Source organism: Microbacterium sp. F51-2R (assembly GCF_052180235.1).
Classification (GTDB): Bacteria; Actinomycetota; Actinomycetes; order Actinomycetales; family Microbacteriaceae; genus Microbacterium.
Window position 1 is genome coordinate 1,111,801 of sequence record NZ_CP197470.1, and the last position, 25,040, is coordinate 1,136,840.

18 protein-coding genes and 1 tRNA gene are annotated in these 25,040 nt (G+C 69.1%); 2 read left to right on the plus strand and 17 right to left on the minus strand.

Annotated elements, in window-relative coordinates; genetic code table 11:
• Window positions 1–9: 9 nt before the first annotated feature.
• The 11 genes from ACSBPH_RS05015 to ACSBPH_RS05065 form a co-directional block, all read right to left on the minus strand.
• Window positions 10–876 carry an SMP-30/gluconolactonase/LRE family protein gene (locus tag ACSBPH_RS05015; RefSeq protein WP_442576501.1) on the minus strand — a complete coding sequence of 289 codons (867 nt, stop codon included), beginning with the start codon at window positions 874–876 and terminating at the stop codon, window positions 10–12.
• On the minus strand, window positions 876–1,940 hold the full coding sequence (locus ACSBPH_RS05020; protein ID WP_442576502.1) for a mannonate dehydratase: 1,065 nt from the start codon (window positions 1,938–1,940) through the stop codon (window positions 876–878). Before ACSBPH_RS05020 ends, ACSBPH_RS05015 begins: the two co-directional genes overlap by 1 nt.
• 29 nt (window positions 1,941–1,969) lie before the next feature.
• Window positions 1,970–2,785 carry an SDR family NAD(P)-dependent oxidoreductase gene (locus ACSBPH_RS05025; RefSeq protein WP_442576503.1) on the minus strand — a complete coding sequence of 272 codons (816 nt, stop codon included), beginning with the start codon at window positions 2,783–2,785 and terminating at the stop codon, window positions 1,970–1,972.
• A gap of 29 nt (window positions 2,786–2,814) precedes the next feature.
• Window positions 2,815–3,978, minus strand: coding sequence for a GDSL-type esterase/lipase family protein (locus ACSBPH_RS05030; RefSeq protein WP_442576504.1), 1,164 nt, complete (start codon window positions 3,976–3,978; stop codon window positions 2,815–2,817).
• The gene (locus tag ACSBPH_RS05035) at window positions 3,975–6,029 is read right to left on the minus strand and encodes a hypothetical protein (protein ID WP_442576505.1); all 2,055 of its coding nucleotides are present in this window, start codon (window positions 6,027–6,029) and stop codon (window positions 3,975–3,977) included. Before ACSBPH_RS05035 ends, ACSBPH_RS05030 begins: the two co-directional genes overlap by 4 nt.
• 84 nt (window positions 6,030–6,113) lie before the next feature.
• Entirely contained in the window at window positions 6,114–6,929 is an 816-nt protein-coding gene (locus tag ACSBPH_RS05040) for a carbohydrate ABC transporter permease (protein ID WP_442576506.1), read from the minus strand.
• Between the two features lie 2 nt (window positions 6,930–6,931).
• Window positions 6,932–7,879, minus strand: a complete 948-nt coding sequence (locus ACSBPH_RS05045; RefSeq protein WP_442576507.1) for a carbohydrate ABC transporter permease — start codon at window positions 7,877–7,879, stop codon at window positions 6,932–6,934.
• A gap of 5 nt (window positions 7,880–7,884) precedes the next feature.
• The gene (locus tag ACSBPH_RS05050) at window positions 7,885–9,162 is read right to left on the minus strand and encodes an ABC transporter substrate-binding protein (RefSeq protein ID WP_442576508.1); all 1,278 of its coding nucleotides are present in this window, start codon (window positions 9,160–9,162) and stop codon (window positions 7,885–7,887) included.
• Window positions 9,163–9,341: 179 nt separating this feature from the next.
• Window positions 9,342–11,159: a class I mannose-6-phosphate isomerase gene (locus tag ACSBPH_RS05055; RefSeq protein WP_442576509.1), complete on the minus strand. Its 1,818-nt coding sequence runs from the start codon at window positions 11,157–11,159 to the stop codon at window positions 9,342–9,344.
• Window positions 11,156–12,091 (minus strand): ROK family protein, encoded by a 936-nt coding sequence (locus ACSBPH_RS05060; protein WP_442576510.1) that lies wholly within the window; start codon window positions 12,089–12,091, stop codon window positions 11,156–11,158. Before ACSBPH_RS05060 ends, ACSBPH_RS05055 begins: the two co-directional genes overlap by 4 nt.
• A gap of 87 nt (window positions 12,092–12,178) precedes the next feature.
• Window positions 12,179–13,216 (minus strand): LacI family DNA-binding transcriptional regulator, encoded by a 1,038-nt coding sequence (locus ACSBPH_RS05065; protein ID WP_442576511.1) that lies wholly within the window; start codon window positions 13,214–13,216, stop codon window positions 12,179–12,181.
• Window positions 13,217–13,492: 276 nt separating this feature from the next.
• Here ACSBPH_RS05065 and ACSBPH_RS05070 point away from each other — a divergent pair, with 276 nt between their 5' ends.
• Both ACSBPH_RS05070 and ACSBPH_RS05075 read left to right on the plus strand, forming a co-directional pair.
• Window positions 13,493–14,563 carry a DUF4185 domain-containing protein gene (locus tag ACSBPH_RS05070; RefSeq protein WP_442576512.1) on the plus strand — a complete coding sequence of 357 codons (1,071 nt, stop codon included), beginning with the start codon at window positions 13,493–13,495 and terminating at the stop codon, window positions 14,561–14,563.
• Between the two features lie 91 nt (window positions 14,564–14,654).
• On the plus strand, window positions 14,655–15,710 hold the full coding sequence (locus ACSBPH_RS05075; RefSeq protein WP_442576513.1) for a DUF4185 domain-containing protein: 1,056 nt from the start codon (window positions 14,655–14,657) through the stop codon (window positions 15,708–15,710).
• Here the strand turns inward: ACSBPH_RS05075 and ACSBPH_RS05080 are convergent.
• The 6 genes from ACSBPH_RS05080 to ACSBPH_RS05105 form a co-directional block, all read right to left on the minus strand.
• A complete protein-coding gene (locus ACSBPH_RS05080; RefSeq protein WP_442576514.1) occupies window positions 15,674–16,084 on the minus strand; it encodes an AAA family ATPase in 411 nt (136 codons plus the stop codon). The two genes, ACSBPH_RS05075 and ACSBPH_RS05080, sit on opposite strands and share 37 nt — an antisense overlap.
• Window positions 16,085–16,371: 287 nt before the next feature.
• Window positions 16,372–16,443, minus strand: a tRNA-Arg gene (locus ACSBPH_RS05085).
• A gap of 49 nt (window positions 16,444–16,492) precedes the next feature.
• Window positions 16,493–17,452, minus strand: a complete 960-nt coding sequence (locus tag ACSBPH_RS05090; RefSeq protein ID WP_442576515.1) for an NAD(P)-dependent alcohol dehydrogenase — start codon at window positions 17,450–17,452, stop codon at window positions 16,493–16,495.
• Window positions 17,453–17,495: 43 nt separating this feature from the next.
• The gene (locus ACSBPH_RS05095) at window positions 17,496–19,661 is read right to left on the minus strand and encodes an MDR family MFS transporter (protein WP_442576516.1); all 2,166 of its coding nucleotides are present in this window, start codon (window positions 19,659–19,661) and stop codon (window positions 17,496–17,498) included.
• A gap of 186 nt (window positions 19,662–19,847) precedes the next feature.
• Entirely contained in the window at window positions 19,848–23,339 is a 3,492-nt protein-coding gene (locus tag ACSBPH_RS05100) for an error-prone DNA polymerase (RefSeq protein ID WP_442576517.1), read from the minus strand.
• 117 nt (window positions 23,340–23,456) lie between these two features.
• Window positions 23,457–25,040, minus strand: a complete 1,584-nt coding sequence (locus ACSBPH_RS05105) for a DNA polymerase Y family protein (RefSeq protein WP_442576518.1) — start codon at window positions 25,038–25,040, stop codon at window positions 23,457–23,459.

The following is a 25,040-nucleotide window of genomic DNA, read 5'->3' on the forward strand; positions in this document are numbered from 1 at the left end:
TGACCCCCGTCAGCCCGGGAAAGCCGGTATCGCGAGGCCGTGGACACCCAGTCCTTCGACGCGGAAGATCGAGCCGGCATCCGCATCCGTCTCACTGTCGATCTCAGCCGCGGCGGACGTGACCCACAATTCGTCGAGCCCGGGTCCGACGAAGGCGCACGAGGTGGTCTGCGCCGTCGGCACGGCCACGGTGCGCAATCGCACGCCGTGTGGTGAGAACTCGTGGACGGCGGATCCCCCGTACACGGCGACCCACAGGTGGCCGCGGGTGTCGACGGCGAGGCCGTCGGGAAGCCCGTCGGGGAACGCATCCGAGTCGACGAGGACGGATGCCTGCGACGTGATCGTGCTCGCCAGGGGGTCGAAGTCGAAGCGCAGGATCTGGCGACCCTGCGTCTCGACGAGGTAGAACACCCGGCCATCGGGGCTCCAGCCCAGACCGTTCGGAAGCGTCAGATTCTGCAGGACGAGCGCCGGCTCCCAGTTCTCGTCGAGGCGCCACAGGCCGCCGAGGCCCTCGGCGAAGCCCATCTCGCAGCTGCCCGCCCAGAAGACTCCGGCGGGGTCGGTCTTCGCGTCGTTCATCCGGATGCCGTCGGGCAGGATGTCGGCGCGCCGGTCGATCCTGCCGGCGGCATCCAGCCCCACGAATCCGCTCGCGACCGCGGCGACGATCCCGCCGTCGGCCCGAGGAGCGACCGCGCCGACCATCTCGGGATACGCCGTGACCCGGGTGGCGCCGGTCGCGTAGTCGGTGACCAGCATCTCGCCCTTGATGATGTCGACCCAGTGGACCGCGCTCGTCTCGGGGTTCCAGATCGGTCCCTCCCCGCACTCTGCCCGCCGCGCCACCGCGACGCTCACCTGCACCGGCATCAGCGCTCCTGTCGCGCAGCGGGATGCCCGTACACCGACTGCTCGAGGCCGCGGATGTAGCCGATCGCGAAGAGCCGGCCGAGCGTCTCATAGCCGGGACGGGTGTTCGGCTCACCGGCGAGCGTCGGAACGTGGTCGGGGCGCATGGGCCCCTCGAACCCGATCTCGAAGTACGCCTCCATGCACGCCGGCATGTCGGTCTGGCCGGCATCGTGGAACGTCTCCTGGAAGTGCTCGACCGTTCCCTTGACGTCGCGGAAGTGCACGAACGGGATGTTCTCGGTGCCGAACTCCCGGATCAGGTCCGGGATCGACGTCGTCCCGTCGATGACCTCGGGCATCAGGGCGAAGTTGCCCTGGCAGAACGTCATGCCATTGCTGGGCGACGGGTGCAGCGACAGCAGCCGCCGGAACGAGGCGACCGAGCTCATGATCCGCGGCAGATTGCGGTCGATCTGCTGGGGCGGGTCATCGGGATGCATCGCCAGCACCACTCCGGCCTCCTCGGCGACCGGCACCACGGCGTTGAGGAAGTACTCGAGCCCCGCCCACATCTGCTCTGGAGTGACCTCGCCCGGCGCGACGAGGGGCTCCTGGGCCTGACCGATCGCTCGGTCGTAGGCGGTGACGTACGCTCCGCCGCGGTCGGCGAGCGCGATGTCGGTGCGGCCCCAGCTCGACAGGGCCATCCAGTTGTAGGCGAGCGTGGGCACACCGAGCCGCCCCATCGCCTTGATCTGGGTGATCACGTTGTCGATCTGCTCGTCGCGTCCGTCGAGCCCCAGTCGGGCCTTGTCGATCGGCGCGGTGTCTTCGAGCGCGACGAGGGTGAACCCGTAGTCGTCGTACGTCTCGATGTTGTGCTTCAGCGCGCGTTGGCTCCACGGCACCTCGTCGCGGTCATCCGCGTTCCAGTCGGGGCCTGCGCCCACCGAGGCGAACATGCGCTGATCCTGCTCGGCTCCGTTGAGCACGCCGACCACGTTGTCGACGCCCGCCTGGCGGATGAGCCGCCACGACGACTCCTCCGGACGCGGTGGCAGGAATTCGCTCAGTGTGATCATTGGTTCGGCCCGCTTCCTCGTTCGATCGATCAGTCTCTGGACGAAAGCGGCGCCGCGAGGCGGGCGAGCAGCCCGCCGTCGACGCGCAGCTCCGACCCTGTGATGAAGCCGGCGGCGTCGCTCGCGAGGAACGAGACGGCTTCGCCGATCTCGTCGGGCCGGGCGACGCGGCCCAGGGCGTGCGCGGTTCCCCAGTTCGCGATGGTCTGCTCGACGCCCTCGACAGTGCCGTCCGACCACTGCGCGGCCGACGCGCGGAGCATGGGTGTGTCGACCGAACCCGGGGCGATCGAGTTGACCCTCACCCCGTGCGCGGCCTCGTCGACCGCCATGGCGCGGCACATCGCATTGAGGGCGCCCTTGCTCGCCGTGTAGGCGACCACGTTGTTCTGGGTCGCGGTCGCCTGCACCGAGGAGATCAGGGTCACCGTGCCCCGGTGCGGCCGGATGTGGGGCAGCGCGGCCCGCGCAGCCAGGAACACCCCGCGCACGTTCACGCCGAACACCTCGTCCCACGTCGAGATCGGGGTGTCGACCGCGTCGCCGTAGCGCTGGATGCCGGCTGCGGTCACGAGGTGGTCCAGTCGCCCGTACTCCTCGATCGCGCGGGTGACGGCATCCGTGCTCGTCTGCTCCTCATCGATCGCGCCGAAGCTGCCCGTCGCCGTGCCGCCGGCATCGCGGATGAGCTCCACGGTCTCGTCGACGTAGTCCTCGGTCAGGCCATGGACGACGACCGCGGCCCCGCGTCTGGCCATCGTCAGAGCGACACCGCGTCCGATGCCCTGGGATCCGCCGGTGACGAGCGCGACCTTGCCCTCGTGAACTCGCTCCGAACCCTCCATGGCCTCCCCTTCCGAATGAACCCGCGCCGTCATCGCACCTCGTTCAGCAGCGGGCGCAGCACCAGATCGGCGAACCGCTCGCCGATGAGGCGCTGCACGTCGGGCCCGGGGTGCAGGTTATCGGGGAGGGGCATCCGGGCGCAGTCGTCGGCGCCGTAGAGGCGAAGGCCGTCGACGTACGAGAGATTCGGATCCGCCGCCGACCGGCGCTCCACGATCTCGGCGAGCGCCGAGCGGATGGCGCCGAGCGAGAGCTTGCCGACGGCGACGTCTGCCTCCGTGCCGCCGGCGACCGACCACTCGTAGGGCCGCGTCGGGTCCTGCACGGTCGGACCTGCTGCCAGCTCGACGGGCGCGCAGTAGATCGGCGACACCACGACGATCGGGGTCGACGGGTGGCCCTCGCGGATCGTGTCGAGGAACCCGTCGACCGCCGGGCGGAACGCGCGCATGCGCATCGCGTCGCCGTTCACGAGGTTGATGCCGATCTTGAGGCTGATGAGGTCTGCGGGTTGATCGCGGATGGTCCGTGCGGTGAACGGGTCGAGCATCGCGCTCCCCGAGAACCCCAGGTTGGTCACCGCGACGCCGGTGTCGAGCGCGGCGACGACCGGCCACGTGCCCGTCGTCGACTCTGCGCGATATCCGTGACTGATCGAACTGCCGTGATGCACCCACCGCACCGCCCCGCGTGCGGCCGGCGGCGCGAGCGGGGCGTCAGCGCGGACCGCGAGGATCTCGACCGCGTCGGTGTACGGCATCCACAGCTCGTACTCGGTCTCGACAGCCCGAAGGTGCGAGAAGCGCACCCGCGTCGACGGCCCCTCCACGACCCGGCCAGACGGGTCTTCGAAGCTGAACAGGTACCGCGTGCCCGCCGGGGCGTCCGCTTCGGCGGCAACGGCGCCATCGACTGTCAGCGCGTAGCGACTGGGCGGAAGGACGGATGCCTCATCCGGCGCCATCCGTCGCGCCGAGACGTCGAGCTCGATCGTCGTCGCCGCCGTGCGGAACGCCAGCCGCACGCCGGCGCTCTCGGCCGAGGTCTGCGCCATGAAGGTGTCGGGCACCTGCACCCGCGCCCATGCCGGCAGCCGGTGCGGCCGCAGCCCGCGCGAGGTCCGCTCGATCTCGACGGCGCCCCGGACCACCAGTCCGTCGAGGTCGACGTCGCGCAGGCCGGCTGCTGTCATGCGCGGTCTACGACACGGCCGTCGGCGTGCACGTCGACGAGCCTGTCGCCCACCCGGAGGCCGCGGAGCACGGCCGACCCGTCGAGCTCGGCGACGCATCCGTCGACCGTGCCGAGGCCGTCGAGACCGGGGGCGGCACCGAACAGCGACTCGATCACGAGGGCGACGTACGCACCCGCCGATGAACAGGCCCAGTCGTTGATGTACGGCAGCTGCGGCGGCGCCTTGCGCGCTCCGCCGTTGACGAGCGGCTGCGCCTCTTCGACGAAGTGGGCCTGCCCGGGGGGTCCCTGGTTCGCCGTGCGCGCGAGTCCCGGCAGCCAGTCGAGCGCGACCTGCGGCTCACCCAGTGCGATGAGGGCGCGAGCCGAATCGGCCGGCCAGGCGGTGTAGGCACCGTTCCACTGGTGGTCGGGCCGCACGCTGTACGAGGCATCCGGATCCCACGGCGACAGGGCGCGCAGCCACTCGGGCGTCTGCAGCTCGCGCCGGAAGAAGTCGACCATCTCGGCGCGGATGCTCTCGTCGAGGTCTTCGGCGATCGTGGTGCCCACGATGTTGAAGTCGTAGCAGTGCCGCACCGGCAGCTTCGACCCATCGGGCTGGCGGGCCGCGAAGTATCCCTCCCCCGACAGGTACAGATCGCGGACTTCGATGACGAGCTCGTCGGCTTCGGCCCGCAGCTCGGCGGCGCCGGCGGCATCACCTCGCATCTCGAGCACGTCCGCCGTCATGCGCAGGTTCCACACGTTGGCCGCGTTGAAGCTCGCCACCTCGTGCGTGTACGAGCTGACGCACTCGAGCAGGTTCTCGATCTCGCCGTAGTCCGCGAGCGGCGATGATCGGCGAAGGCCATGCCAGGCCCGCGCCCAGAAGCGCAGGTGGTCCAGCACGGTGCGGCCGTCATCCGCCTGCTCATCGAGGAAGCCGACATCGCCCGTGAACCGGACGTAGTCACGCACGAGCCGGGTCATGGCGTAGTCGTTGACCGAATACCACTGCCCGATCGGACCGCCGGTGAGCGACGACGTGCCGTAGAGGGTATGGGTGTCGTTCACCACCCAGTGGAGAAGCTGTCGGCGCATCTCTGCGGGATCGAGCAGCGCGTGCATGACAGAGCTCAGGCTGTAGTCCCAGATGAAGGTCGTCGTGCCCCAGTAGTTGGGCATCAGCGTGTCGTAGCTGCGCCCGAGCACGTTGCCCGCGTAGTCGCGGCGCATGTAGATGACGCCGAGGATGCCCCACCAGTAGAGACGGCGCACCGCCTCGGACGACGTCTCGAGCATGGGCAGGTGCCCGGAGTATTCGCCGTTGCCCGGAGTCACCGCAGCCTCGAGCTGCGCGTTCCAGTACTGCTCGGATGCCGCGACCGCCGCCTCGACATCGCCGGCGACCGCGTCGAACACCGCGAAGGCCTCGTCGCGGCTCGTGCCGACCGCGTTCACGTAGCCGAAGCGCGCCTCGGCACCGGCGGCGACGTCGAGCACCACCGTCACGTCACCGCCGCGGCCCATTCCGCCGACACCGACCGAGAAGGCCTCGGATGTCGGCGCGACGCCGCTGAGGCGCGCAGTCGCCGGCATGTCGACGCCTTGCACGCTCCATGCCGACGCGGCGGCATCGACGAACACGATGCGATCGCCGTCGACGGATGCCTCGTTCCTCGCGTCAGGCGAATAGGCCGCATTCCACGCCTCCGAGCCCGCGACCACACGCGCCGCCAGCGAGAGCATGACCTCCACTGAGCGGGCCTCACTGCCGGTGTTGCGCACCCGGACGTCGATCGCGACCGCCGTCGTGCCGGGCACGGCCACTGTGACCGTCTCGACCTCGAGTCCGGGGAGCGTCGCGCGCCGCACGACGCGGTCGGGTCGCCACTCGTGGGTGACCGGAACGCCGTATGACTTGAAGATGCGGCCGTCGACGAACGCCACGGCGGTGGTGGCCAAGCCCTGCGACACGGGAGGGAACTGGACGGCGCTCACCGAGGTCAGGTCGTGATCGACGCGGACTGTGCCGAGGTGGTTGGTGAGTCCCGGCGGCGCGATCATGTCGTCGTAGTGGTGCGTGACGGGGTCGGCGGCCAGATCGGCGACCGTCGGGATGGGGGATGTCTGCAGCAGGATGATCCGCTCCTAGTACTGTCCGAGGGCGAGCCCGCGGGAGAAGAACCTCTGGGTGAACAGGAACAGGATGACCGTCGGCAGCGAGACGAGCACGGCAGCGGCGAGCACGGTCGAGATCTGCGCACCGCCGTACGTGCTCTGCATCCCGGCGAGCGTCGTCACGATCGGCCGCACGTCGTCGGACTGCGTGAGGGTCAGACCGAGGAGCAGGTCGTTCCAGATGAATGTCGCCTGCAGGATGAAGATGGCCACGAGTGCGCTCGAGGCGAGCGGCACGTAGATCCGCGAGAAGATGCGCCAGGTGCTCGCGCCGTCGATCACGGCGGCCTCGAACACGTTGTGCGCGACGCCGGTGAAGAAGTTGCGCATCACGAACGCCGAGAACGGGATCGAGATCGCCGTGTACACGATGATCATGCCGAGGTGGGTGTCGTACAGGCCGACGCGTGAGTACGCATCGAACAGCGGCAGCAGGATCATCTGCAGCGGGAAGACGGTACCTCCGAAGATGACGACGAACCAGAGGAATCCGCGCTTGAGACGCAGCGCGACGATCGCGAAGCCCGCGGCCGCGCCGACGAGCACGGCGACGATCGGTGAGACCAGCGCGTACAGGAGCGTGGCGGCGATGCTGTCGCTGAGGCCTGACAGCTGCAAGGCCTCGGCCATGTTCGAGAACAGGGCGAAGTCTCCCGACGGGATCCACGCCTCCTTCGAGGTGAAGGTCAGCGGCGACTTGCTCGCGTTGACCAGCAGCAGGTAGACGGGCAGCAGCCAGAACAGGCCCAGGATGACGAGCGTGGTGGTGCGAAGGATTCTCGACATGGTCACATCTCGTGCTTCTGGGAGAGCTGCTGACGGAGGTAGAGGATCGAGGCGATCAGCGTGACGACCGACAGGAAGACGGCGATGGCCGAGCCGAGCCCGTAGTCGCTGTTCACGAACGTCTCGCGGTACATCGTGAGAGCGAGGGTCTCGGACGCACGTCCCGGGCCGCCCTTCGTCATCGACAGGACGATGTCGAACGTCTTCAGGCTGGCGACGATGGACAGACCCACCACGACAGCGGTCAGCGGGCGCAGCATCGGCCAGAGGATGCTGCCGAAGAGCCGGAAGCCGGTGGCGCCGTCGACGCGCGCGGCCTCGAGCGGCTCCTTGGGAATCGACTGCAGGCCGATCGTGAACAGGAGCGCGTTCACGCCGACACCCTGCCACGACGACGCGAGGATCATGACCACCGTGTTGAGCGGAGCATCCACCAGCCAGCGAGGCGGGTCGGTGATGCCGAACACGGCGAGCGCCTGGTCGAGGGCCCCGTTGGCGGAAAGGATGAACGACCAGATGACGCCGACGCCGATGCCCGAGATCGCGTACGGGATGAGGAACGGCAGTCGCAGCCAGATGCCGCCCGGCAGGTTCCAGGTGAGCAGCGCCAGCGCGAGGCCGACGCCGACCGGGATCAGCAGAGTGCCGGCCACCCAGAGCAAGGTGTTCATCAGCGACCCGACGAACGACGGGTCGGTGAACATCTCGACGTAGTTGTCGAGGCCGACCCAGTCGGGGTCGCCGAGGCCGTTGTACTCGGTGAAGCTGAGGAACGTGGTCCACAGCAGCGGAAGGTAGAGGAGGACGGCTACCAGGAGCACGCCCGGGGCGATGAAGCCCCGGGCCGATGCCTGATAGGGAGTCTTCCGGCGCCGCCGGCCCGGGCGATGGGGGGTCTCGGTGAGGCCCTCCATCGCCCGCTCTCCGGCGGGCGTCTGTACGACAGCCATCCGGATTACTTCTGGTCGGCCCAGTACTTGTCCGCCTCGGCCTGGATGGCCTCCAGGAACGGCATCGGGTCGCCGGGGTTGGCGTTGAAGGCGCCGAACTGCTCGAGCGCGACCGTGAGGACAGGCGTGGGCGTGGCCTCGAAGTAGCGCGTGAACAGGGTGTGCTGTCCGTCGGCGACCGTGGTGCCGAGGTCGGAGAGCATGGGGTCCTTGACCGTGGCCTTCGGGTTGAAGGCCACGTCGCCGCGAGCGTCGTTCCATGCGGTCTGCGCGTCGGGCGACATCCACCACTCGGAGTAGGCCAGGCCGAGGTCCTTCTGCTTCGAGTTCTCGGCGACGCAGATCGGGCCCGACTCGACGGCGACCGGGGTCGTCCCGAGGTCGGCGTTGACGGCGGGGATGACGAACATGTCGTAGTCCTCACCCGAGACCATGCCGGCGCCGTCGAGCGAGCCGTTGAAGAACGAGCCGAAGTTGATCATCGCGAAGTCGCCCTGCTTCAGGCCCACGGCGGGGTCGACCGTGCTGCCGGCGTCGCTGAACCACCCCTTCTTCTGCTCATCGAGCCAGATGTTCATGATGTCGACGATTTCGGGATCGGTGTACTTCACGTCGCCCGTCGACAGGCCCTTGTAGAGCTCGGGGTCCGTGCCCGCGACCAGCTGCTGGAACCACTGGAAGGTGAACAGGATGCTGGTCTGGTAGTACGGCGTGATGCCGGCGTCCTTGAGCTTGGCCGCCGCGGCGTCCAGCTCCTCCCACGTGGTCGGCACGTCGATGCCCTGCTCTTCGAAGATCTTCTTGTTGTAGTACATGACCCAGTAGGCGATGTTCATGGGCACGCAGTACTGCTTGCCGTCGAACGTGTACTCGCTGCGAAGGTCCTCAGTCGCCCAGCCCTCGTCGATGGCCTTCGTCCAGAGATCCGTGGTCTCGGCGACGAGGTTCTCGTCGACGAGCTGCTTGAGGGAGTCACCCGTGTGCCACGTGAACAGCCCGGGGCTCTTCTGCGTGCGGAACGACTGCTTGATGAACGCGTCGTACTGCGCGGCATCCGAGTAGCCGGTCGTGTTCAGCGTGATGTCGACGGCGTCTCCGCTCGTGGCGTTCAGCTCGTCGAAGTCCGGCTCCCATGCCGCCTTGTCGGTGTAGAAATCGAGCTTGCCGGTCGTCTCGCCGGTGTCTGCGCCGTTGTCTCCGCCGCCGCCCGAGCAGCCGGCCAGCAGCAGCGTGGCTGCGGTAAGCGCGGCGATGCCGGCTCCGACGATGCGTCGTGACTTCACTGGAACTCCCTTGTCCTGTTTGGTATCGTTACCAATCGCTCCGCTAAATTATCAACTCTCCTGAGATGATGCAAGGCATTGCGATCGAGTGCGGCGGATGCCGCCGTGCTGTGGTGATCTCGATGTTCAGTTGTGGGTCGTGTGCGGCGGCTGTTCGCGCCGCCGCCAGGCATCGCGATTCAGCTGTCGCTGCTGCGGGTCCCGCGGACGTACGCCTTCACCGTCGCGAAGCGGTCGCTTCGCGAGTTCGGTGAACGGCGGATGACGTAGGGCCCGACGGCCGCGGGGACGATGAACGTCTCCGCGTAGTGGAGCGTGTACGGCGGGAAGGCGCCGGTCGGGCTCACCACCTCGACCTCGTCGCCTTCGACCAGGTTCAGCACGTTGACCGTGCCTTCGGTGTCGTGCGCGGCCTCCTGCTCGAACCAGTGCCTGCGCACCTCGATGAATTCGAGCTCGTGCAGGCCGGTGCGCTCCTCGACGAGGCCCGGCTCGCGGCGGAGCTCCTCGACCTGGCCGACCAGGTTGCGCTCCACCCACTCGGTGTCGCGCTCCCACTGGATGTTCTGCTCGCCGTGGTCGATGTGCACCGGCCGGGGCACGCCGTCGAGGCCGACACGCCCCCAGTCCCAGAGCTTGAACGTGAAGATGAAGGGCGTCGCCGAGATCTCGAGCACCATCGAATTCGCGCCCGAGCAGTGCACCGTGCCCGCCGGAATGGCGAAGTGGTCGTGCTTGCGCGCCGGGAAGACGTTGACGTACTTCTCCGCGTCGAAGGGATGCTCGCCGTCGGTCGCCGCGCGCAGGTCTGCGATCATCGCAGCCTGATCGATACCGGTCTTCAGCCCGAGGTACACGACGGCGTCGTCGTCGGCGTCGAGCATGTAATAGCTCTCGTCCTGGGTGTACGCCATGCCGAACGTGTCGCGGATGTACTCCGTGAGCGGATGCACCTGCAGCGACAGATTGCCGCCGCCCATCGTGTCGAGGAAGTCGAAGCGGATGGGGAACTCCGCGCCGAAACGGGCGAACGTGCGCTCGCCGAGCAGCTCGCGCGGCCGGCTGAGCACGAGATCCATCGCCGGGATCTCGACGACGCGGCCGCCTGCCTCGAGCAGCAGCGAGTTCTCCTCGGGCACGCAGTCGAAGCACCACGCGTAGTTGTGCGCGGCCGGATCGAGATCGAGCTGGCTCTTCATCCACTGACCGCCCCAGACTCCGGGGTCGAAGAAGGGAACCACCCGGAATGGGGCCGCGGTGGCATTCGCAAGCGCGTGGCGCAGGTCGCCGCCGAGCACGGCGCCCGCGTCGTCGAGGGCTGCGTTGCCGTCGACGAGCAGGTCGATGCGGTCGAACAGCGTCCGCTTGTGACGGTCAGCCGTACGCCACTCGACGAAGAAGCCGCGCTTGTACTTGCGCAGGACGTCCTCGTCGCCGTTGCCGGCTCGCCAGTTCGTCGCACCCGCTCGCAACCGCTGCTGGATCTCCCAGCGGGCCAGATCCACGAGAACGAGGGCGTCCGCAGCGCGGTCGGCCGCCAGATCGGCGCCCCATCCGACGAGCACCATCGGCCCCGTGCGGTCCGTCACGCGACGCTGAAGCTCGGCGAGGCGCTCGCCGTCGTAGAACTCGTCGATCGTGAAATGGCTCATGACCCCGAAGACCCGGTCATCGGTGAGATTGCGCCCGATCAGCGCATCGATCACGTCGATGTCGGCCGCGGCGGCATCCTCGACATCGATGACCTCTGCCTCCGGCAGCACCGAGCGAAGGCGGTTCGCCAGTGCCGCCACATCTGCGCCCGGGTACACGTCGACGGCGATGAGGGGATGGCCGGTACCGTTCGCGGCGATCTGCATCGCGGTGGTCCAGGCCGCATCTCCGACGAGCACCTCGCTGCCGGCAGGCAGGGGCACGGTCGGCAGCTTCACATAGCTGCTGCGATCGTCGAGCATGTAGTCCTCGAGCGGGATGCCGGTCGGGTCAACGGTCGTCATGGCCGTCCTTTGCTGTCGAAGTCGTCGGCGAGTGCTGCCAGTCCGCGAAGGACCGAGGTTGCGGGATCGTCGGGTGTGACGAGTGGGGGGCGGAACGAGGATGACCAGAGGTCGGCGTGCACCTGCTGCTCGAGCGATGGCAGGATCACGTCGGCGGAGCGCATCACCCCGCCGGTGACGACCACGACGTCGGGGTCGAATGCGTGGCACTGGGTCACGATCACTGCGGACCAGACGCGAAGATAGCGCTCCAGGATCGCCGCGGACTCGGATTCGTGGCGGGTCTCGACGAGATCACGGATGCCGATGGCCGACCGACCCGCGAGGCGCGCGGCGAGCTCGGGCCCCAGCGCGAGCCGGCCGGACGCGGCATCCGACGCGAAAGCCCACGTGCTCGCGAGCGCCTCGGCGCAGCCGACGTTGCCACAGGGGCAGCGCGGTCCGTAGAGGTCGAGCGTGATGTGTCCACCGAGGATCGCACCGTGGCCCCGACGTCCGCGGATCATCCGGCCGTCGACGATCGCCGCAGTGCCGATACCGGTGCCGAGCACCACGAGCAGCGCGTCGCGCGATCCGCGCGCACTGCCGTCGGCGATCTCGCCGATGAGGGCGGCGCGCGCATCGTTCTCGACGACCGCGGGCGAACCGAGGCGAGACTCCGACCACGCTGAGAGATCGAGGTCGTGCAGCTCGCGGTACTTCCCGTGGGCGGCGAGCAGCTTGGATCCGTCGGGGTCGACGACGCCCGGCACCGCAATGCCGACAGCGGCGGGTCGGTCGCCGTCGAGAAGCGCCTTCACGCGCAGTGCGACGTCGTCGAGACCGACATGGCCGTCCACGGTCGCGAACTCATCGCCTGCGACAAGGCGGCCCGACTCGAACACGCCGAGCTTGACGGCGGTACCCCCGAGGTCGATCGCGATCGTTCGCACGGTCGTCCTCCTCGTCAATGTCGCCGCTTTGATTGGTAACGTTACCTTAGTGACGGAGGTGCCGATGGCGCAAGTGCGCGGTCGATGTCAGCCCGACGGAGGCGGCGCCAGCCGCACCGGCATCTCCACGACGCGCGGCGGCACCTGGCTGCGGTCGCCGGTCCCCAGCCGTGAGAGCAGCAGCCGGGCCGCCTCGCGGCCCAGTTCGCGAGGATCATGGTCGACGACGGTGACCGGCACGGGCATGAGCTCGGCGAGTTCGAAGTCGTCGAAGCTCACCAGCGCCGGCAGATCCGCTGCACGCACACCCAGGCGCAGGCGGCGGGCGATCTCGTGCAGCGCTCCGACGCTGTTGCGGTTGTTCGCGCTGAAGATCGCTGTCGGTGGCCGCTCGAGATCGAGCAGACGTCGCGTCGCATCGCTCGCCGAGCCGCCGTCCTGGTGCTCGCGGAACACCAGATCGGCGTCGACGTCGATGCCGCGCTCCCCCAGCGCCCGCATGTACCCCTCGAAGCGGCGGCCGCCGGTGAACGCGGAGCTGACGTTGCCGAGATAGCCGATACGGGTGTGCCCGGCATCCAGCAGCGCACGCGTACCGCTGTAGGCGCCTCCCACGTCGTCGAGCAGCACGACGTCCACGTCCAGGCCGTAGATCCGGCGGGACGCGAGGACGAGTGGCACATCGACCAGACGCTCCGGGCGGAGGTGATCCGAGGGCCCGCCGGACGGCACGAGCACAAGGCCCTCCACTTGCCGCCCCATGAAATCCGCGACGAGCTGGCGCTCGCGTGCGGCGTCACCGCCGGTGTTGCCGAGCACGATGCGTCGCCCGGTCTCGGCCACGGCCTCTTCGACACCCAGCGCGAAATTGCCGTAGTAGGGGTTGCCGAGGTTCGTGATGGCGACGCCGATGAGGCCGCTCGCCTGGCCGGGGCGCAGGCTCCGTGCGTTCTCGTTGCGGTGGTAGCCGAGTTCGACCACCGCCGCGAGCACACGCTCCTGAAGGTCGGGCCGCACGTTGGCGCCCCCGGCGAGGGTGCGCGACACCGTCATCGGGCTGACCCCGGCGTGCTGGGCGACCTCTTTCACGGTCGGCTGCTTGCCGGGATGGCTGACACCGGCCATAGGTTTCCTCTCGCATCGGCGGCGAACTCACGGTATACCGCGGCGGGCGCGAGTTGCCGAATAGAACTCCCGAGCGGGGGTTGGCAACGGTCGAGACCGCTGCTACGCTCCCCATCCTGATAACGTTAACAAGAACGGATGCCGATCGCACTCGTTCCGTGACCGGCGATGGAGCCGGGGAGGAGCACAACCAGCATGCCTCAGCGAACTCGAGCCCGATCCGCACGGATCGCTCTCACCTCGGCCGTCGGAGCACTCGCTCTTGTCGCGTCATCCGTGCCGCTGTCCGCAACGGCAGCGCCACCCTCTCTCGGCGCTGCGAAGTCGTGCGTCGAGGTCTCCGCGGCCGTCGATGCCGAGCTGACCGACCGCTTCGGCGACTACGGCGACACCGCCGGCAGATGGACGGGCGCGGACTCGGCATACAGCGTCGAGCTGCCCGACGGCCGGATCGCATGGATCTACTCCGACACGTTCCTCGGTGAGGTGAACGAGACCCACGGGCGTCCGCTCGACTCGCCGTTCATCCACAATTCCATCAACATCGACGACGACGGCGCGATCACGACGGTCACCGGCGGCACGCCGCAGGCCCCGGAGTCGCTCGTCAAGGTCGCCGGCGGCAATGAGGCCGAGGACTGGTACTGGTTCGGCGACGCCACCGTTCACGGCGACGAGCTGCAGGTGATGCTCGTCGAGTTCATCAAGACCGGCTCCGGCATCTTCGACTTCGCGTTCAAGGGCAACGCCGTCGCGACGTTCGACGCCTCGTCGCTCGAACTCCTCGCGGTCTCCCCCGTCGCCACCGACGGCATCAACTGGGGCTCGGCGATCTACGAAGACCAGGGGTACACCTACATCTACGGAGTGGAGGACCTCGGCGCGCAGAAGTTCGCGCACCTCGCCAGGGTCGCAGGCGGCGACCTTGCGAACGGCACCTGGGAGTACCTCGGCGATGCCGGCTGGTCGACCGATCCGGCGGCCACCGAGCGGATCCTCGAAGGAGTGTCGAACGAGTTCAGCGTGAGCAGGTTCCAAGGCCGGTACACCCTCGTCACCGGCGATTCCACCGAGATCCTGAGCTCGAAGATCGTCATGTACCGCAGCGACAGCCTCGAGGGTCCGTGGACCGGCAAGACGGTGCTCTACTCGACCCCCGAGACGGGCGGGAACGTCTTCACCTACAACGCCAAAGCCCACCCGGAGCTCGGCAACGGCCACACCCTGCTCATCACGTACAACGTGAACAGCTTCGACACCAACGACCTCTACACCGAGGTCGACAACTATCGCCCGCGGTACGTGAACGTCGACACGAAGGTCAACAACGGCAGCAACTGCCGGTGATCTTTGAAGGCGGGCGGATGCCGCCGGTCGATCGACCGGCGGCATCCGCCTTCTCATCGCCCGCGCGATCCACCCCCAGGAAGGTTTCTCGATGAACCCACGACCCAGTCCTCTCGTGGCTTCGGTCCGCGATCTCGGTGTGCAGTTCGGCGACAACGATCTCGACATCACCGGGCAGGACGCCGTCACGTCGGTGGTGCTTCCCGGGGGCGAGACGTTCTGGATCTTCGGAGACACCGTGGAGGGGCCCTTCGACACGATCCGCGGCTTCGAGCTGAGCGAGGTGCTGTCGAATACGGGAGCGATCGTGCCGCTGCACGACATCTCGGACGGTGTGAAGACCTTCCGCTACGTGAGCGAGCCGAGCGGCACCCGAGCGCGCCAGCTGATCGGCTTCGTCCCGCCGGAGCATAAGTCCACGCAGCGACTGTGGGCGATCCACGGCGTCCACACCAACGGCAGTCTCTACCTCTACTACCACCGCATCACGATGGACCCCACGCTCGACGTCTTCGAGACCTTCACCCTCGACGGCATGGGGATCGCACGCGCCGACGACGATGACGACTACCGGTTCAAGCGACTCACCGCACCCGACGGCACGTACGAGTGGTGGAAGGGCGACCAGCCCGGCTTCGGGGTGTGGGTGCAGCCGCTCGGCGACCACCTGTACCTGTGGGGGTCCATCCAGCCGGAGTCGAAATCGGCCGGTGACATGTACCTGGCGCGGGTGCCGACCGATCAGATCGAAGACCTGACTGCCTACGAGTATCTGGTGCAGGCGCCGACGCCGGCTGAGCCCGACACACCGGTGCGGTGGTCGAGCACATTCACCCCGACCGCCTGCCTGTTCTCCGACGTCCCCAACGAGATGTCGTCGTCGTGGAACGCGCACCTCGGCTGCTTCATCTCGCTGACGACATTTCGGCGTGACAACATGCTCGTGATCCGCACGGCGCCCGAGTTGACCGGGCCGTGGAGCGACCCCGAGGTGGTGTACCGCCCGGAGCGGACCTCCGACGAGGCCCTCTTCAACGCCGGCAAGGAGCATCCGGAGTTCGCTCGCGAGGGGGGCAGGGTCATTTACATGACCTTCATCGACTCGACGGTCTACAAGCCACACCTCATCGAGATCACACTGTCGTAGGAAGCGGTGCGGCTCGAACGGCATCCAAGAGTCGGATACGCGTCGATCATCCGCTCACGCGCCGCGTTCGCGTGTCGGATCGCCGAACCCATCGCGCCCGCAGGTCCGACCGGCGACGCCTGATGGGTGTCACCCACGAGCGCCAGCCTGACACCCTGCTCGATCGCGAGCTCGGTGAGGACGTTCGCCGTCTGCAAGTCGACCATGCCGGCTTCGTCGACGAGGATCCGATCGCGAGAACGCAACCGGTACTGGTTGGTCCGCCGTATACGATGCCCGTGCTGGGATCGACTTCTCCCACTCGAGCCTCGTCCACACCTTCGCGCCGGCCTTGTCGGTGGCCCATCGGTAGCCGTGGTCCAGGAGAAGAGCATGAATACTGGATGTCGCGGCCCCGACCTCGCGAGACGCCAGCGATGCCGCCATTCGCGTCGGAGCAACGACGAGCATCCGCCGCCATTGCGATGCGAACGCCGGCTCACCGGACACGACCCGATCACTGGAGACGATCGCGGCCCTCGCGGAATTACGCGGGCTTTCGAGCGTGCACCGACGTCGAGCAATGTCCGAAAACAGCCAGCCGCGACTGGAATGCGGGCAAGAGCCCGTTCTGCGTGGTCTGACCTCCAAAGGAAACCCTGATCAGAAGCGAAGACAACTGTGCCCCTGGAGGGACTCGAACCCCCAACCCTCTCCTTAGGACGGAGCTGCTCTTCCATTGAGCTACAGAGGCTGACGGCATCCAGTCTAGGCGGCGCACCCGCACGCTCCCGCCAGACGAGCTACTCCTCGCGCACCTGCACGACGACCTTACCCAGCGCCCGGCCCTCGCCGTGGTGCGTGAGGGCCTCGCGGATCTCCTCGAGCCGAAAGACGCGGTCGATCCGCACCTGCACCTCCCCCGCGACGATCCGCTCGGTGAGCGGGCCGAAGTGCGAAGGCCCCTCTCGCACGAACAGGATCCCCAACCGGGTCCCGGTCAGCGCCCCGAGAACCTGCCCGATTGTCAGCAGGCGCAGCATCGTGCGCACCGTGCCGCCCACCATGAAGTACCGCCCACCGCGCGCCAGCGCGCGACGGAGCGCGAACACCGATCGGTGCGCGACGAGGTCGATCACAAGCTCATACGGGCCGGTGCGGGTGAAGTCCTGCATGCGATAGTCGATGACCTCGTCGGCGTCGAGCTCGCGCAGAAAGTCCAGCTTCGAGGCGTTGTCGACGGCGGTCACGTGCAGGCCGGCCGCCTTCGCGAGCTGGATCGCGAATGACCCGGCACCGCCGCCGGCGCCGTTCAGCAGCATCCGCTCCCCCGGCCGCGCTCGAGCGACTGCCTGCAGCGCGATCGCGCCGGACTGCGGAATCGTCGATGCCTCGACGAAGGTGAGCTCCGGCGGCTTGAGCGCGAGCGCGGAGGCGGGGGCGACGGCATACTCGGCGAAGCCGCCCATGAGCTGCAGGTTGTCGCCGTAGACCTCGTCGCCGACGCGGAACGCCGAGACGTCGGGCGCCACGGCGACGACGCGGCCGGCGATGTCGGATCCGAGCACGTGCCGCCGCGGCGTGAAGAGCCCGCCGAGGCGGGCGTACGCGGGGCTGCCGTGCAGCCCCTCCCAGTCGCTCAGGTTGACCGACGTCGCGACGACCTCGATGAGTACCTGACCCGGCCTCGGCGTGGGCACCGGGATCTGGGCGATCCGCACCTGGGACGGCGGTCCGTACGCGTCATAGACAGCGGCTCTCACACCTCCGAGTCTGTCTCAGACGACGGGCGGCGGCATCCGTCACCTACGCCGAATCCGAACCTCCGTCTGCACGCTCGGCCGCCTCTCGCGCCTCGCGGGCCTCGCGCCGCGTCTGCGGCACACCGCCCGCCCCGACCACGGCGAGCTCCTCCGTGCGCGATGTGCCCGGCTCGATGAGGGCGCCCATCTCGTTGGCAGCGCGCTGCGCCTCGAGCTGGGCCCGATCGTCGGCGGCCTCCTGCAGCGCCGACTTGGCGCGCAGCGGCGGCGTGCGGAAGAACAGCGACAGCACGAACGCGACGAGCACGACCCACATCGCCACCCAGTACACTGTCACGGCCGAGGCGTTGAAGGCCACGAGCATCGGCTTGCTGAGCCGCGGGTCGGCGCCGAGCAGGAACGACGTGTCGTCGATCGCCGATTCGTTGTTCGCCGCGTCGCTCTTGCCACCCGCGAAGGTGTCTTGCAGGGCCGGAACGACGGATGCCACGAACGCGGCCCTCTCGCCGGAGTTGGAGAAGTCGAGGGTGACCGTGCCGTCGTCGGCGACGCGGGCGACGGGGATCTTCTCCTGGATCTTCGCCGTCGCCTCCTTCTGGGCCTGCGTCACGGCCTGGGCGGTCACGGCCTCCTGCGCCTCGGGCGGGACGGTGCCGGCGGCGACCTGATCGGCGACGGCCTGGGTCGCGGCATCCGTCGCCTTCGTCAGTCCCGCCTGAATCTGAGCCGTCGTCGCATCGGTCAGCTTGCCCACGATCGGCGTGTAGATCTGCGACATGATCGCGGCGTTCGAGGAGTCGTTCGCGACGGCGGGGTCGAGCGCCGCGTCGAGGGCCGAGGTGAGCGTCGCCTCGTCGGCGAACGACGTCTGGATGTTCGCGGGCATGACGGCGAACATGAGCGAGAGGAGCACGGCGGTGCCGAGGGTTCCGCCGATCTGGCGGAAGAACGTCGACGCGCTCGTGGCGACGCCCATGTCGCGCAGGCCCACGGAGTTCTGGCTCGCGATCGTGAGGGTCTGCATGAGCTGCCCGAGGCCGAGTCCGAGCAGGAGCATGGCGCCGGCCATGAACCAGTACGACCCGTCGTACTGCAGGTGCGTGAGCCACCAGAACGCCACCGTCATGAGGGCGGTGCCGAGGATCGGGAACATGCGGTAGCGCCCGGTGCGCGCGATGATCTGGCCGCTGCCGATCGAGGCGATCATGAGCCCGAGGATCATCGGGAGCATCTGCAGGCCGCTCTCGGTCGGCGTCGACCCGAGCACGAGCTGCAGATAGAGCGGGATCGTGAGCATCGCGCCGAACATGCCGAAGCCGACGAAGACACCGATGACGGTCGCCATCGAGAACGTCGGCGAGCGGAAGAGCTTGAGCGGGATGAGCGCGTCGTCTTTCATCACGACCTCGGTGATGAGGAACGCGATGATGCCGACGACGCCGATCACGTAGCAGAGGATCGAGATGGGCGAGCCCCAGCCCCACGTGCGGCCCTGCTCGGCGACGAGGAGGAGCGGCACGAGCGCCATGATCACGAACGCCGCGCCGAACCAGTCGATGCGCACGGAATGGCGCGGATGCTTCGGAATGTGCAGGAACCGCAGCACGATGCCGAGCGCGACCAGGCCGATCGGCACGTTGATGAGGAAGACCCAGCGCCACCCCGCGATGCCGAGGATCTCGTCGGCGCCCGCGAAGAGACCGCCGATGAGCGGCCCGAGGAGGCTCGAGATGCCGAACACCGCGAGGAAGTAGCCCTGATACTTCGCGCGCTCGCGCGGCGCGAGGATGTCGCCCATGATCGCGAGGGGCATCGACATGAGGCCGCCGGCGCCGAGGCCCTGCACGGCACGGAAGGCCGCGAGCTCGAGCATCGAGGTCGAGAACGACGCGAGGATCGAGCCGATGATGAAGACGACGATCGCGAAGATGAACAGCGGCCGCCGCCCGAAGATGTCGGAGAGCTTGCCGTAGATCGGCGTCGAGATCGTCGACGTGATGAGGTACGCCGTCGTGACCCACGCCTGTTGACTGAGGCCGTGCAGGTCGTCGCCGATGGTGCGGATGGCGGTGCCGACGATCGTCTGGTCGAGCGCCGAGAGGAACATGCCCGCCATGAGCCCGAAGATGACGAACAGGATCATCCGGTGCGTCATGACCGGATCGGTGCGCGGGGCGGCAGCGGTGCGCGAGGCGGCGACGTCCGACATGTGATCTCCCGAAGGTGGCTGGATGGCTCGGCGACTCCGGCGTCGTCAGTCTCGGCTCATCGTAAACCCGCTGATCGCGTGGGGTATGCGGTTTGATGCGCAGGATGCCCGGGGCCGGCGTGGCCTCGGACTGGTCGGCCGTTGCGCGGCGCTGTGTGATGCCACTCCCTGAGGCCGTGCCGCCTGTCACCGGAAGTCCCGGGACTGGTGCTGCACCCCGACGCGCAGGTCTTCGAACCTGTCGGCGAGGAGGTTCGTCACCCCCTCGGGCGAGCGCTCCAGCATCCCCCGCACGATGAGCGCGGGCGAGTCGCGCACGACGCGGCGGTAGCGGTTCCACACCCCGACGGAGCAGATGATGTTGACGAGTCCGTGCTCGTCTTCGAGGTTGATGAAGGTGACTCCGGATGCCGTGGCCGGCCGCTGCCGGTGGGTCACGAGCCCCGCGACCTCGACGCGTCGCCCCGACTCGTGCGAGCGCAGCTCGCTCGAGGTGAGCACTCCCCGGGCATCGAGCCCCGACCGGTAATGCGTCATCGGGTGGTCGTCGGTCGACACCCCCGTCGCCCAGAGGTCGGCGGCGAGCCTCTCGTAGCTCGTGGGGTCGGCGAAGAGCGGCGGCTGCACGGCGACGAGCGAGTCGGGAAGGTACTCGGCCCGGTCTTCGGCGGCGGACCCGGCGAGCCAGATCGCCTCGCGCCGCGTGAGGCCGAGGCAGTCGAAGGCCCCCGCCGTCGCGAGCGACTCGATCTGGGCGGCCGTGACCCCGGTGCGGCGCACGAGGTCGCGGAGGTCGCGGTAGTCGCCGCCGCTCTCGCGCTCGGCGACGATGCGCTCGGCGACGGCCGAGCCGATGCCCTTGACCGCGGCGAGGCCCAGCCGCACGGCGAAGGCGCCGTCGCGGCGGTGCGCCGCGTACTCGTCGGGGGCGGAAGGATCAAAGTCGCCGACGGGCGGCTGATGACGGTCGCGGCAGGCATCGAGGCCCGTCGGGGCGAGGTGGGGGTGCTCGGGGGTTGTCGGGCCGGGGGCGCTCGGCGCGGGGCCCGTCGGTGCGTGGCTTGCCGACCCCGGGCCCGCCGCCCCGCGGCCGGAGCCCTCGGCGAGGGGTTCGAGGGTCGCCTCGGCCCGCGAGCGCAGCAGATCGGGGCGCCGCACGTCGACGCCGTGGCGCCGCGCATCGGCGGTGAGGGTCGCGGGCGAGTAGAAGCCCATGGGCTGAGCGCGCAGCAGCCCCGCGAGGAGGGCGCCCGGGTAGTGCAGCTTGATCCACGAGCTCGCGTAGACGAGCAGCCCGAACGACAGCGAGTGCGACTCGGCGAAGCCGAAGTTCGCGAAGGCCTGGATCTTGGCGTAGATGTCGTCGGCGACCTGACCGACGAGGCCGTTGCGCGCCATCCCCTCGTAGAGCTTCGTGCGCAGCGAATCGATGCGCTCCACCCCGCGCTTGGACCCCATCGCGCGCCGCAGCAGATCGGCGTCTTCGCCGCTCACCCCGCCGACGGCGACCGCCATCTGCATGAGCTGCTCCTGGAACACCGGGATGCCGAGCGTGCGCTCGAGCACGGGCACGAGGTTGGGGTGGGCATACGTCACGGGCTCGCGCCCGAGCTTGCGCCGCACGAACGGGTGCACTGCACCGCCCTGGATGGGGCCGGGCCGGATGAGCGCGATCTGCACGACGAGGTCGTAGAACCGGCGCGGCTGCAGCCGCGGCAGGAGTCCCATCTGCGCCCGCGACTCGACCTGGAAGACCCCGATCGAATCGGCGCGGCACAGCATGTCGTAGACCGCCTTCTCCTCTTTGGGGATCGTCGCAAGCTCCCACTCCTCCCCCGTCGAGTCGCGGATCATGTCGAAGCAGTACTGCAGCGCGGCGAGCATGCCGAGCCCCAGCAGGTCGAACTTGACGAGGCCCATCCAGGCCGCGTCATCCTTGTCCCACTGGATGACCGTGCGATTCTCCATGCGCGCGTGCTCGATGGGCACGACCTCGCCGACCGGCCGATCGGTCAGCACCATCCCCCCGGAGTGGATGCCGAGATGCCGCGGCGCCTTCAGCAGCTCGGTCGCGTATTCGATGACCTGATCGGGGATGTCGTGATCGGCGCCGGTCTCGAGCATCGCGCCCCAGCGCTCGACCTGTTTGGACCAGGCATCCTGCTGACCGGGCGAATGCCCGAGCGCCTTCGCCATGTCTCGCACGGCGTTCTTGGGGCGGTACTGGATGACGTTGGCGACCTGCGCCGCCCGCTCGCGCCCGTACTGCGCGTAGACCCACTGGATGATCTCTTCGCGCCGATCGGAATCGAAGTCGACGTCGATATCGGGCTCCTCATCGCGCAGCGACGAGAGGAAGCGCTCGAACGGCAGGTCGTAGGCGATCGAGTCGACCGCCGTGATGTCGAGCAGATAGCAGACGGCACTGTTGGCAGCGGAGCCGCGCCCTTGGCACAGGATGCCTCGGCGCCGCGCCTCTTGCACGATGTCGTAGACGATCAGGAAGTAGCCCGGGAAGTCCTTCATCTCGATGACGCCGAGCTCTTTGTCGATGCGCTTGGCCTGCTCGGGCGTGAGGTCGGGGTACTTGCGGGGCACGGCCTCCCAGACGAGGTGCCGCAGCCACGTCATCGAGGTGTGACCCTCGGGCACCTTCTGCTTGGGGAGGGCGGGCTTGGCCCGGCGCAGCGGGAAGGCGAGGTCGTCGGCGAGGGTCACGGTGCGCGCGACGGCTCCGGGATAGCGCGCGAACCGCTCGGCCATCTCGGCGCCCGACCGCAGGTGCGCGCCGGCGTGCGCGGGGAGCCACCCGTCGAGCTCGTCGAGCCCTCGGTTGGCACGGACGGCCGCCACGGCGGCGGCCAGATGCTGGCGCTCGGGGGCGGCGTAGTGCACGTTGTTCGTCGCGAGGAGGGGAAGGCCACGGTCGGCGGCGAGCGCCGCGAGGAGGTCGTTCTCGCGCGAGTCGAGCGGATTGCCATGGTCGATGAGTTCGACGTGCACGGCCTCCCTCCCGAACAGCGCGACGAGCCGGTCGAGCTCGCGCGCTGCCCCCGCCGCGCCGTCGGTGGCGAGCGCCTGCCGCACGGCGCCCTTGCGGCACCCCGTGAGCACGGCCCACTGGTCGGCCGCCTGCATCGACAGCTCGTCGAGGTCGTAGACGGGCCTCCCCTTCTCGGCGCCCTGCAGCTGCGCGTGCGTGAGGGCCGCGGCGAGGCGGTGGTAGCCCTCCTCGCCCCGGGCGAGGACGAGCAGGTGCGTGCCCGACGGATCGGGTTCGCCGTTCTGAGGCTTGGGCAGGCCGAGAGACAGCTCGGCGCCGAACACCGTCTTGACCTGCAGCGACTCGGCGGCCTCGGCGAAGCGGACGATGCCGTAGAAGCCGTCGTGGTCGGTGATCGCGAGGGCGTGGAGGCCGAGGCGCTCGGCCTCTTCGGCCAGCTCCTCGGGCGAGGAGGCCCCGTCGAGGAACGAGTAGGTCGAATGCGCGTGCAGCTCGGCGTACGGCACGACGTCGGCGGGTCGCTCGATCTCAGGCGCGACGTAGGCCCCGCGCTTGTGCGACCAGGCGGGACTGTCGCCGCCGTCGGCGCCGGAGGGGACGCCACGGGGCCGACGTCGATCGCTGAGCAGGCGCTCCATCTCGGACCACGGGACGGAAGGGTTGTTGAATCCCATCAGCCGCCCCCTCCCCCGTGGGCTTCGGCGTGCTCACGGCTGCGGTCCGGGCTTCGAGCCCCGCGGAGGCCTCGGTCATCGCCGGCACGGATGCCTCGGCATCCGTCTTTCGTGTGCTCAGTCATAGCGGGCCTCCGCCGTCCAGCCGCCCGCTTCGCACACGAGCAGCCACGCGACGCCGTCGGCATCGACGACCTGGAACCTGTGCGCACGACGCGCGCGCGCGGCATCCCACCCCCGCTCACTGACGGGCCACGGCCCCGCCCACTGCTCGATCGCCCGGCGCCGCCCGCCCTCGATCAGGGCCGCGGGATGCGCCAGCACCCTGCCGCGGTCGTCGACCGCGACGGGGCCGCCCATCGAGGAGAGCACGTCGACGACGAGCGGCTCGGCGAACACCGACGCGGGCAGCGGATCGGGCAGGCTCCCGGGCCACGGCCGCGACCGCTCCTTCGTGAGCACGACGCGATCGCCCCACGGCACGAGCACCTGCCGCTCGGCGAGCCAGCGCCCTCCGCCGATGACGGGCGTGAGAACCCCGCGGTGCCCGAGCATGGCCTGCACGCGCGAGAAGGTGTGGTGCACGCGCTCTTCGGGCCCGGCTCCGAAGATGGCGGGGGCGTGATGGGATGCCGCGTCCACCGCCTCGGGCGAGATCCGCACGAGCGAGATGCCGCTGCGCATGCCCGACGCCTCCTCCCCCAGCTGCCAGCGCACGCGGTCGACGACCGCCGCCGCGTCGAACGAGCCGGGATGCAGCCACACGCGCTCGCTGTGCTCGCCCCGGTCGCCCCTGAGCTCGACACGCAGCTCGGTGCAGACGAGATCGACGGCGCCGAGCTTGGCGATGAACTCGTCGGCGGCGACCCGCATGCCGAAGGCGACCTGGTCGGCGATCTCGAGCGGCGGCTCGAACGCGACCTCGCGATGCAGCTCGGGCGGAGGGGTGCGCGGATCGACGAGGCGCGGGTCGCGGCCACTCGCGAGGGCGTGCAGACGGATGCCTCGTTCGCTGAACCGCTCGCGCACCCGGTCTGCCTCGAGCGCGGCGAAGTCCCCGAGCGTCTGCACCCCGAGCCGCGCGAGGAGCCCCGTGAACTCCGGCCCGCCGCCGAGCGAGACGTCGTCGAGCAGGCCGATCGGGAGGCGCGCGAGGAAGTCGGCGGCCCTGTCCGGCGGCACGACGCACACGGGAGCCTCGGCGCTCGTGCCGGCACGGGCCGCCTGCTCGGCCGTGAACGGCCCGTCGGCGACGCCCGCCCGCGCCGTCTCGATGCCGAGGTCTGCCAGCGACTCGAGCAGCACGATCGCGGCCTCGAGCTCGCCGCCGTAGTAGCGCGCGGGTCCGCGCGCCTTGAGCACGCACAGGCCCGCGCGCACGATCTGCACGCCGGGGGCGCGCTCCTCGATGCGGGCGACGAGTGGCGAGAACACCCGATGGTCGCGCATCGCGTCGGCGGGGATGACCTCGAGTCGCGGACACCGCGCCTGCGCGTCGCGCCGCCGCTGCCCGCGCCGGACACCTTCGGCCCGGGCCGCCGCCGAGCACGCGACCACTTCGTTGCGCTCGAACACCGCGACCGCCGCGGCCGGGTCGACGGCGCCTTCGCGGGCGAGGGCCGTCACCGGCCAGTCGGGGAACCACAGCACGATGCTGCGGATCGCCTCCCCGGCGGGGGCTTCGATGGGTCGGCGAGGCAC

What these genes read in the sequence shown, in the direction of transcription:
- ACSBPH_RS05015 (WP_442576501.1), bottom strand. Translation starts at nt 876, where the DNA reads ATGCCGGTGCAGGTGAGCGTCGCGGTGGCGCGGCGGGCAGAGTGCGGG.
- ACSBPH_RS05100 (WP_442576517.1), bottom strand. Translation starts at nt 23,339, where the DNA reads ATGGGATTCAACAACCCTTCCGTCCCGTGGTCCGAGATGGAGCGCCTG.
- ACSBPH_RS05040 (WP_442576506.1), bottom strand. Translation starts at nt 6,929, where the DNA reads ATGTCGAGAATCCTTCGCACCACCACGCTCGTCATCCTGGGCCTGTTC.
- ACSBPH_RS05035 (WP_442576505.1), bottom strand. Translation starts at nt 6,029, where the DNA reads ATGATCGCGCCGCCGGGACTCACCAACCACCTCGGCACAGTCCGCGTC.
- ACSBPH_RS05025 (WP_442576503.1), bottom strand. Translation starts at nt 2,785, where the DNA reads ATGGAGGGTTCGGAGCGAGTTCACGAGGGCAAGGTCGCGCTCGTCACC.
- ACSBPH_RS05030 (WP_442576504.1), bottom strand. Translation starts at nt 3,978, where the DNA reads ATGACAGCAGCCGGCCTGCGCGACGTCGACCTCGACGGACTGGTGGTC.
- ACSBPH_RS05080 (WP_442576514.1), bottom strand. Translation starts at nt 16,084, where the DNA reads ATGCTCTTCTCCTGGACCACGGCTACCGATGGGCCACCGACAAGGCCG.
- ACSBPH_RS05045 (WP_442576507.1), bottom strand. Translation starts at nt 7,879, where the DNA reads ATGGCTGTCGTACAGACGCCCGCCGGAGAGCGGGCGATGGAGGGCCTC.
- ACSBPH_RS05065 (WP_442576511.1), bottom strand. Translation starts at nt 13,216, where the DNA reads ATGGCCGGTGTCAGCCATCCCGGCAAGCAGCCGACCGTGAAAGAGGTC.
- ACSBPH_RS05020 (WP_442576502.1), bottom strand. Translation starts at nt 1,940, where the DNA reads ATGATCACACTGAGCGAATTCCTGCCACCGCGTCCGGAGGAGTCGTCG.
- ACSBPH_RS05095 (WP_442576516.1), bottom strand. Translation starts at nt 19,661, where the DNA reads ATGTCGGACGTCGCCGCCTCGCGCACCGCTGCCGCCCCGCGCACCGAT.
- ACSBPH_RS05055 (WP_442576509.1), bottom strand. Translation starts at nt 11,159, where the DNA reads ATGACGACCGTTGACCCGACCGGCATCCCGCTCGAGGACTACATGCTC.
- ACSBPH_RS05075 (WP_442576513.1), top strand. Translation starts at nt 14,655, where the DNA reads ATGAACCCACGACCCAGTCCTCTCGTGGCTTCGGTCCGCGATCTCGGT.